General features: G+C 71.2%; 9 protein-coding genes. 2 read left to right on the top strand and 7 right to left on the bottom strand.

The genetic code is table 11. The features are described from left to right. Nucleotides 1-3 precede the first annotated feature (3 nt). Nucleotides 4-441, bottom strand: a complete 438-nt coding sequence (locus tag RIN46_RS12040; protein WP_309081823.1) for a hypothetical protein — start codon at nucleotides 439-441, stop codon at nucleotides 4-6. A 10-nt stretch (nucleotides 442-451) separates the two neighbouring features. Beyond that, a complete protein-coding gene (locus RIN46_RS12045; RefSeq protein ID WP_309081824.1) occupies nucleotides 452-772 on the bottom strand; it encodes a hypothetical protein in 321 nt (106 codons plus the stop codon). A 449-nt stretch (nucleotides 773-1,221) separates the two neighbouring features. Between RIN46_RS12045 and dnaB the strand changes: the two genes are divergently transcribed. Continuing rightward, a complete protein-coding gene (dnaB, locus tag RIN46_RS12050; protein WP_309081825.1) occupies nucleotides 1,222-2,592 on the top strand; it encodes a replicative DNA helicase in 1,371 nt (456 codons plus the stop codon). Nucleotides 2,593-2,602: 10 nt separating this feature from the next. Here dnaB and epsC read toward each other — a convergent pair whose 3' ends face one another. From epsC to RIN46_RS12075, 5 genes are all read right to left on the bottom strand, one after another. Next, on the bottom strand, nucleotides 2,603-3,178 hold the full coding sequence (gene epsC / locus RIN46_RS12055; protein WP_309081826.1) for a serine O-acetyltransferase EpsC: 576 nt from the start codon (nucleotides 3,176-3,178) through the stop codon (nucleotides 2,603-2,605). 17 nt (nucleotides 3,179-3,195) lie between these two features. Further along, the gene (locus tag RIN46_RS12060; RefSeq protein WP_309081827.1) at nucleotides 3,196-3,726 is read right to left on the bottom strand and encodes a GyrI-like domain-containing protein; all 531 of its coding nucleotides are present in this window, start codon (nucleotides 3,724-3,726) and stop codon (nucleotides 3,196-3,198) included. Between the two features lie 112 nt (nucleotides 3,727-3,838). Beyond that, nucleotides 3,839-4,135, bottom strand: coding sequence for a MoaD/ThiS family protein (locus RIN46_RS12065; protein ID WP_309081828.1), 297 nt, complete (start codon nucleotides 4,133-4,135; stop codon nucleotides 3,839-3,841). 3 nt (nucleotides 4,136-4,138) lie between these two features. Continuing rightward, the gene (locus RIN46_RS12070) at nucleotides 4,139-5,305 is read right to left on the bottom strand and encodes an exo-alpha-sialidase (RefSeq protein WP_309081829.1); all 1,167 of its coding nucleotides are present in this window, start codon (nucleotides 5,303-5,305) and stop codon (nucleotides 4,139-4,141) included. Between the two features lie 53 nt (nucleotides 5,306-5,358). Continuing rightward, nucleotides 5,359-6,153 (bottom strand): SDR family oxidoreductase, encoded by a 795-nt coding sequence (locus tag RIN46_RS12075; RefSeq protein ID WP_309081830.1) that lies wholly within the window; start codon nucleotides 6,151-6,153, stop codon nucleotides 5,359-5,361. 164 nt (nucleotides 6,154-6,317) lie between these two features. On the opposite strand from RIN46_RS12075, the gene aceE reads away from it, so the two are divergent. Next, nucleotides 6,318-9,038: a pyruvate dehydrogenase (acetyl-transferring), homodimeric type gene (aceE, locus tag RIN46_RS12080; RefSeq protein WP_309081831.1), complete on the top strand. Its 2,721-nt coding sequence runs from the start codon at nucleotides 6,318-6,320 to the stop codon at nucleotides 9,036-9,038. The last annotated feature ends 84 nt before the right edge of the window (nucleotides 9,039-9,122 follow it).

Consider the following 9,122-nt stretch of genomic DNA (forward strand, 5'->3'; position numbering starts at 1 on the left):
CGGTCAGTGCCGCCGGATGTCGTCGACGAGCCGTTTGGCGTCCGCCAGACCGACGCCGGTGTCCTGGCGAACCTTCTTGATCGCCTCGACGAGTTTGCCCTCCTGGACCAGGCGCACCACCGCGGCGTAGTCCGCCTGGCCGGCCGGGCGCGTGGCGGGCGCGGCACCGACACCGGCCTGCGCCGTCGGATCGACCACCGGCGCGGTCGGCGTGCGCTGAGCGGTGGGCATCCGCTGCTGCGTCTCGTGGCGCACCCGCTCGGCCTCCCGCCGCTGCTCCTCGCGGTGCTGCACCCACTGCGCGTTGAGCCGCTGGATGTACTGCTCCTCCTCGCTGAGCTGCCCGGTCTTGGTGCGGCTGAAGACATACCAGAGGGCCCCGACGATCCCCGCGAAGACGGCGACGACGATGAATGCTTCGAGAAGCCCGAGCGAGAACATGGTGACCATCCTAGGTGGGCGGGGCGGCGCGGAGGTCTCCGCGGGAGCGATCGTCCGGCGCCGGGGCCCCCAGCACGCTGCGCGCGTGCTCGTAGCCCTCGCGGACCAAGCGCCGGAGCACGTCGGCATCGCCCTCGCGTCCCGAGGCGTACCGGTAGTGGTAGGACCCGTAGCCGACGATGGACGGTCCCCACAGGACGGGCGGCTCACCGGTGACGGACGCGAAGAGCTCCAGCAGTGCCTCGGCGTCGGCGCGGCGCCGGGCGTGCTCGACGGCGGCCACGAAGGCGTGGGCGTCGGCGGAGGTGGGGCGCATCACGGTCTCCGGCATGGACTCAGTATTCCAACGGGGCCGTGCGCCCACAAGGCCGTCGGGCACACGGCGGGCCACGTGTGGAGAAGCGGGGCTCTGCTGTGGATAAACGGGCGCGCGGTGGGTGTCCCGGTACCCCATTAGGAGCCTCAAGTGCCGCATCAACGTTCGGGAATCCACGCAGAATTTAACTTACCCACACCCGTGTATGAATGAAATACCTAGTCAGATAGGGTTGGGAAAGAGTCTTTCCCAACAATCCACAGCTGAGTCCCCAGACTGTGCACATGTCCACCGGCGATCCCCACAGGTTGCCCACATGGCCTGTGGACAAGGGGCTTTGAGGGGTACCCCCTCGGGTCTACTCTTACGGGGTCACGCGCGTAGTCCGGCGGAGCCGACGGCCCCGTCCGCGCCGCGTGGCAGGCGCCGTCGAGCGCCGCGACGGGCATGGTGAAAGGACTTCGGTGGCTCTGGCACGAACGGATGTAGAGGAGACCGGCAGCGCCGAGTTCGGCCGCACGCCGCCTCAGGACATCGTGGCCGAGCAGTCCGTGCTCGGCGGCATGATGCTCTCCAAGGACGCCATCGCCGACTGCGTGGAGGTCCTCCGCGGGCAGGACTTCTACCGGCCGTCCCACGAGTTGATCTACGAGGCCGTGATCGACCTCTACGGCCGGGGGGAGCCGGCCGACGCCGTGACGGTCGCGGACCTGCTCACCAAGCGCGGGGACATCAGCCGCGTCGGCGGACCGGCCTACCTGCACACCCTGATCCAGTCGGTCCCCACCGCCGCCAACGCCGGCTTCTACGCCGAGATCGTCCGCGAGCGCGCCGTCCTCCGGCGCCTGGTGAACGCGGGCACCAAGATCGTCCAGCTGGGCTACGCCCAGGACGGCGAGGTCGATGCGATCGTCAACGAGGCCCAGGCGGAGGTCATGTCGGTCGCGGAGCGCCGCGGCGCCGAGGACTACGTCCCCCTGCGCGACATCATCGAGGGCACCGTCGACGAGATCGAGTCCGCGGGCAGCCGTGGCGAGGGCGTCATCGGCGTCCCGACCGGCTTCTACGAGCTCGACGAGCTGACGCAGGGCCTGCAGGGCGGACAGATGATCGTCGTCGCGGCCCGTCCCGCCGTCGGCAAGTCGACGTTCGCGCTGGACTTCGCGCGTTCCGCGGCGATCAAGAACAACATGACCACCGTCTTCTTCTCCCTCGAGATGGGCCGGAACGAGATCGCGATGCGCCTGCTCTCCGCGGAGGCGAGCATCGGCCTGCAGGACCTGCGCAAGGGCACGGTCAAGGACGAGCAGTGGGCCAAGATCGCCAGCACCATGGGCAAGCTGAACGACGCCCCGCTGTACATCGACGACTCGCCCAACATGTCGCTCATGGAGATCCGCGCGAAGTGCCGGCGGCTGAAGCAGAAGCACGATCTGAAGCTCGTGGTCCTCGACTACCTGCAGCTGATGAGCTCCGGCAAGCGCGTCGAGTCCCGCCAGCAGGAGGTCTCCGAGTTCTCCCGCGCGCTGAAGCTCCTCGCCAAGGAGCTCGACGTGCCGGTCATCGCGCTCTCGCAGCTGAACCGCGGCTCCGAGCAGCGCACGGACAAGAAGCCGATGGTCTCCGACCTCCGCGAGTCCGGCTCGATCGAGCAGGACGCCGACATGGTCATCCTGCTCCACCGCGAGGACATCTACGACAAGGAGTCCCCGCGCGCCGGCGAGGCGGACGTGATCGTCGCCAAGCACCGCAACGGTCCCACCAAGACGATCGTCGTCGCCTTCCAGGGCCACTACTCTCGGTTCAGCAACATGGCCCCCGAGGGCAGCCTCTAGCGGCGGGTCCTCAGAGCAGGAAGGCCGGGTCGATCAGGTCGGTGCGGGGGTCCAGCGCGTAGTCGCTGTCCTTGTGCCGGTGGACGGCGGGCAGGCCGATCGCGATCGACTCCGCCGGGACGTCCCGGACGACGACGGCGTTGGCGCCGATCGCGGTGTCGTCGCCGATGGTGACCGGTCCGATGATCCGGCAGCCGGCCCCGAGCATCACCCGGTCCCCGACGATCGCGTGCCGCCGCGCCCCGAGGTCGACCGGGACGTGCAGGGTCCGACCGCCGATGGTGGTGCCCTGGTACATCATCACGTCGTCCCCGATCACGGTGGTCTCGCCGATGACGATCTCCGAGCCGTGGTCGATGAAGGGGCGCCGCCCGATGCGCGCCCCGGGGTGGATCTCCACGCCGGTGAGGAACCGGGCGCCCTGGCTGACCAGCCGGGCCAGCCCCCGGGTCCCCTCGCGCTGCCAGAGCGCGTGCGCGACTCGGTACGCCCAGATGGCGTGCACCCCGGAATAGGCCAGGGCGACCTCGGCGTCGCTGCGCGCGGCGGGGTCCTGGGCGCGGGCGGCCTTGAGGTCTTCCCGCATGAGGGAGAGCAGGCGCCTCATCCGCGGCGGTGGTGCTCGTCGGCGTCCGCGCCGGCGACCGGGACGAAGAGGTCGGTGCGCAGCTCCTCCGGGCCCATCTCCGGGCGCGGCTCCGTCACGTACAGCTCCCAGAACGGCAGCGACGCGGTGTAGCCCTTCTCGGCGATCCAGCCCATGAACTGTTCCCAGGCGCCCGCGAGCTCGTCGAAGGAGCCGAGGTGGGAGGTCACGGCGGTGGGCCCGCCGGGGATCTCCGAGGGCACCACCTCGACGCCGCTGGACGCGGTGCGCGTCCCGACCAGCGCATGGTCGACGGCGAAGCCGACCTCGAGGTCCAGTGAGTCCGTCGGCTCCCGGGTCATCAGGCCGAAGCCGGGCCCCACGGGGATGAGCCCCTCGGCCTCCAGCACCTCGGCCAGGGCCGCGAACGCCGAGTCGTAGAACTCGCGCAGGTCCTCGAACCGGATGTCCTGGCCGCGGACGACGGCGGTGCGCGCACTGGAGAGGCTCACGATCTCCGGGCTCTGGTGCGGTTCGGTGCGGAACATGGCGGCCTCCTGGGGTTGGTCGGGCGTCACCTTGAACTCTGATTCGACCCCGGGGCGGTGTCAAGGCCGCGACGGCGTGCGACGTCGGCCGTCCGCGCGGGTCCGGCGCGGGTCAGCCGCCGGCGACGGACTGGACCACCAGGACGTCCGTCCCGGCGGGCACCGCGGTGTCCTGACCGGAGAGGTCCCGGATGTTGTCCGCGCCCACGAAGACGTTGACGTAGCGGCGGACCTCGCCGCGCTCGTCCCGCACCCGGCGCCCGAACCGCGGGTACTCCTCGGCGAGTACGTCGAGCAGGCGGCGGACCGACGGCGGCCCGGCGTCGGCGTCGTACGGGACGTCGACCTCCCGCCGGCCGCCCAGGCCCGCGGCGAGCACCGCCGGGACCCGGACCGTCACGTGCGCCATCGCCTACTCCTCGGGGAACTGCGGGACGTACGGCTCCGAGCCCTGGGGGAGCGGCGCCCGCGGCACCACGGCGGCCTGGACGCTGAGGATGTCCGGCAGCCGCTCGGCGACCCGGACGAACGTGCCGCCCTCGTCGCCGCTGGCGTACACCTCCCCGGCGCGCGTGCCGAAGTAGACGCCCGTGGACTCCGGGTGGTCGTCGACGGCGGCGGCGTCGCGCAGGACGGTGTTGTAGTCGCGGTCCGGCAGCCCGTCGTGCTGCTCGGTCCACGTCTCGCCGCCGTCGTCCGTGCGGTACATGGACAGCCGGGCGTTCGCCGGCTTCCGGTCGATGTCCGCGCCCATGGGCAGGACCCAGCCCGTGCCGCCGCGGCGCGGGTGGGTGAGGAACGTGAAGCCGAAGTCCCCGGGGAGGCCGTCGGCGATCGAGGTCCACGAGTCGCCGGCGTCGTCCGAGCGGAAGACGCCGCCGTGGTTCTGGGCGTACAGCCGGTCCGGGTTCTCGGCGTCGCGGGCGATCCGGTGGACGCATTGGCCGAACTCGGGCTGCTCGTCGGGCAGGAAGCCGGCGACGATCCCACGGTTCTTCGGCGCCCAGGTCGCCCCGCCGTCGTCGGACCGGTAGACGCCGGCCGCCGAGGCGGCGATGTGGATCTGCTCGCGCGTCGGGTCCGGGGCCACCGTGTGCAGGCACGGGCCGCCGCCGCCGGGCTGCCACTGCGCGCGCTGCGGGTGGTTCCACAGGCCCTCGTTCAGGGCGAACGTCTCGCCGCCGTCGTCCGAGCGCCACAGCGAGTGCGGCTCGGCGCCCGCCCAGACGACGCCGGGCCGGTCCGCCGAGTCGGGGCGGAGGTGCCAGACCCGCTCGAGCGCGGTGTCCGTCTCGGGTGGGAACTTGATGGCCCCGTGCTCGGGCTCGGACCACGTGGCGCCCAGATCGTCGCTGGTCACGACGGTCGGGCCCCAGTGCCAGTCGAGGAGGCCGGCCAGGACGCGCGGCCGGTCGGAGCGGTTGTCGATGGCCACGGAGGATGCCTCGAGGACGAGGAAGTGCGGATCGGACAGGGTCCAGTGCACGCGGTCGTCGCTTGCCGCGAGCCAGAGGCCCTTCTTGGTGCCGATCGCCAGCAGAACCATGGTCTCCGGCGGAGCCGGTGCTGGTGTGCTCATGGCCACAGTCCAGCACCGCGGCCCCGGCGTGGCAAGACCTGCGCCCGGGTTCGTCAGCCGCGGCCCACGAACGGCATCCCGGCGGCCGTGATGGTCAACTGGTTCACGCTCGCGCTCGCCGGCAGGGAGGCGAGGAACTCGATGGTGCGGGCGGCCTCGTCCAGCGGGAAGGTCGGCTCCGTCCGGCGGGATCCGTCCGCCTGGAGCGCGCCGGTGCCGGTCCCGATCGCGGCCATCATGTCCGTCGCCGTGTTGCCGATGTCCAGCTGCGTGCAGGTGATGCCGTGGGCCCGGCCGTCGAGCTCGATCGACTTGGTCAGGCCCGCGATGGCGTGCTTGGTGGTCGTGTAGGCGACGGAGCGGGGCCGCGGCGCCTGGGCGGAGATGGAGCCGTTGTTGATGATCCGCCCGCCCGCCGGGCGCTGGTCCCGCATCCGCCGGAAGGCCTCGCCGGCGCAGAGCACGGCGCCGGTGAGGTTCACGGCGACGACGGCGTCCCACTCCGCGGCGGTCAGGTCGCCGACGTCGACCGCCGGGCCGAACGTGCCCGCGTTGTTCACGAGCACGTCGACGCGCCCGAAGCGTGCGACGGCGGCGTCGAAGAGGGCCGCGACCGAGTCCGGTTCCGTCACGTCCGCGGGCACCGCCAGGGCCTGCGGATGCCCGTCCGCGGTCGCCTCGAGGGGTGCGCTGCGGCGGCCGGCCAGGACCACGTTCCACCCGGCTGCGAGCAGCCGGCGGGCGCTGGCGGCCCCGATTCCGGAGCCGGCGCCCGTGATGACCGCGGTCCGCGGCTCGGGCTGCTCGGACGCGGGGCGGGGGGAGTCGGTGCGGTCGCTCGCGGTCATGGAGGGCTCCTCGGTCGGGGTCTCGGAGGGACGCTTTCGTGTCGGCACGTTGACATCGGGGACGTGACGGCTTTCACTAGGATACTACTGTGCGAAAAAACAATTCCGTATAGCGGTAACTGGATCGCATCGGCGAAAACCGCCGTTGTCCTCGGAGGGAAGACATGACCATCATCGATGAGCCCCGGTTCGCATCCGAACCGGACGCGGAGGAGCGGGCGGAGTGGATCGAATCGTTCGACTCCCTGCTGAAGGTCGGTGGCGCGGACCGCGCCGGCACCATCATGACCAGCCTGCTGGAGCGGGCCCGTGAGCGGCAGGTCGCCGTCGCGGCCGCCATCAACACCGACTACGTGAACACCATCCCGGCCGACCAGGAGCCCGAGTTCCCGGGCGACGAGGAGGTCGAGCGCCGCTACCGGGCGTGGATGCGCTGGAACGCCGCGGTCATGGTGCACCGCGGCCAGCACCCGGACATCGGCGTCGGCGGCCACATCTCCACCTACGCGGGCGCGGCGACGCTGTACGAGGTGGGCTTCAACCACTTCTTCCGCGGCAAGGACCACCCGTGCGGCGGCGACCAGGTCTTCTTCCAGGGCCACGCCTCCCCGGGCATGTACGCCCGGGCGTTCCTCGAGGGGCGCCTGAGCGAGCAGGACCTCGACGGGTTCCGCCAGGAGAAGTCGAAGGAGGGCCATGCCCTGCCCTCGTACCCGCACCCGCGGAACATGCCCGAGTTCTGGGAGTTCCCGACGGTGTCGATGGGCATCGGCCCCATGAACGCCATCTACCAGGCGCAGTCCAACCGCTACCTGCACAACCGCGGGATCAAGGACACCTCCGACCAGCAGGTCTGGGCCTTCCTCGGTGACGGCGAGATGGACGAGCCCGAGTCGCGCGGCCTGCTCCAGCTGGCGGCGAACGAGAAGCTCGACAACCTGAACTTCGTGATCAACTGCAACCTGCAGCGCCTCGACGGCCCGGTCCGCGGCAACGGCAAGATCATGCAGGAGCTGGAGGCCTTCTTCCGCGGCGCCGGCTGGAACGTCATCAAGGTCGTCTGGGGCCGCGAGTGGGACTCCCTGCTGTCCAGCGAGCACTCCGCAGCGCTCGTCGACATCATGAACCGCACGCCCGACGGCGACTACCAGACCTACAAGGCCGAGAACGGCGGATTCGTCCGCGAGCACTTCTTCGGCAAGTCGCAGGCCACCAAGGAGCTCGTCGCGGACCTGGGCGACGACGAGATCTGGAACCTCAAGCGCGGCGGCCACGACTACCACAAGGTTTACGCCGCCTACAAGGCCGCCACCGAGTTCAAGGGCAAGCCGACCGTCATCCTGGCCAAGACCGTCAAGGGCTACGGCCTGGGCCCGCACTTCGAGGGCCGCAACGCGACCCATCAGATGAAGAAGCTGACCCTCGACGACCTCAAGTCGTTCCGCGACTACCTGCGGATCCCGATCACGGACGAGCAGCTCGAGGCCGACCCGTACCGACCGCCGTACTTCCACCCGGGACCCGACGCGCCCGAGATCGAGTACCTCCTCGAGCGCCGCCGCGCCCTCGGCGGGTTCCTCCCCGAGCGCCGCCCCCGGCACACCGACGTCGTGCTCCCCGAGGAGAAGACGTACGCGATCGCCAAGCGCGGCTCCGGCAAGCAGCAGGCCGCCACCACCATGGCCTTCGTCCGCCTGCTCAAGGACCTGATGCGGGACAAGGGCTTCGGGAGCCGGATCGTGCCGATCGTCCCGGACGAGTCGCGCACCTTCGGCATGGACGCGTTCTTCCCGACGGCGAAGATCTACAACCCGGGCGGCCAGGAGTACCTGTCCGTGGACCGGGACCTGGTCCTGGCCTACAAGGAGTCGCCTGCCGGGCAGCTGATCCACCCCGGGATCAACGAGGCCGGCGCGGTCTCGGCGTTCACCGCCGCGGGAACCGCCTACGCCACCCAGGGCGAGCCGCTGGTCCCGGTCTACGTCTTCTACTCGATGTTCGGGTTCCAGCGCACCGGAGACTCCTTCTGGGCCGCCGCGGACCAGATGACGCGCGGCTTCGTCATCGGCGCGACCGCCGGACGCACCACGCTCACCGGCGAGGGCCTCCAGCACGCCGACGGGCACTCGCCGATCCTCGCCGCGACCAACCCGGCCGTGATCACATACGACCCGGCCTACGGCTACGAGATCGGGCACATCATCCGGGCCGGCCTCGAGCGCATGTACGGCGGGAACCACCCGGACCCGAACGTCATGTACTACCTCACCGTCTACAACGAGCCGTACGTGCAGCCGGCCGAGCCCGAGGGCGTCGACGTCGAGGGGATCCTCGGCGGCATCCACCGGGTCGCCGTGGGCGGGCAGGAGGGACCGAAGACGCAGCTGCTGGCCTCCGGCGTCGCGGTCCCGTGGGCCATCGAGGCCCAGCGCATCCTGGCCGAGGAGTGGGGCGTCTCCGCGGACGTCTGGTCCGTGACCAGCTGGACGGAGCTGCGCCGCGATGGGCTGGCCGCCGAGCGCGAGGCGTTCCTGGATCCGACGGCGGAGAACGCGCGGGAGCCCTTCGTCACCCGGCAGCTCGCCGGGGCCGAGGGCCCGATTGTGGCGGCCACGGACTACATGTCCCAGGTGCCGGACCAGATCCGGCAGTACGTGCCCAACGAGTGGGCCACGCTCGGGGCCGACGGCTTCGGCTTCTCGGACACCCGTGCCGCGGCGCGCCGGTTCTTCAACATCGACGCGCACAGCATCGTGGTCCGAGCCCTGCAGCTGCTCGCCCGCCGCGGCGAGGTCCCCGCCGAGGCACCGGCCCAGGCATTCGAGCGCTACCGCCTCGACGACGTCAACGCCGGCACCAGCGGCAACGCCGGCGGCGACAGCTGACCGGCAGCGCATGACAGAGGAGCGGGGCCCCCGCCCGGGCGGGGGCGGCGCGCGCCGGGGGGGGGCCGCGGCCGGCGGCGGGGG

It is taken from the genome of Zhihengliuella sp. (genome assembly GCF_031178195.1).
Taxonomy (GTDB): Bacteria; Actinomycetota; Actinomycetes; order Actinomycetales; family Micrococcaceae; genus Zhihengliuella.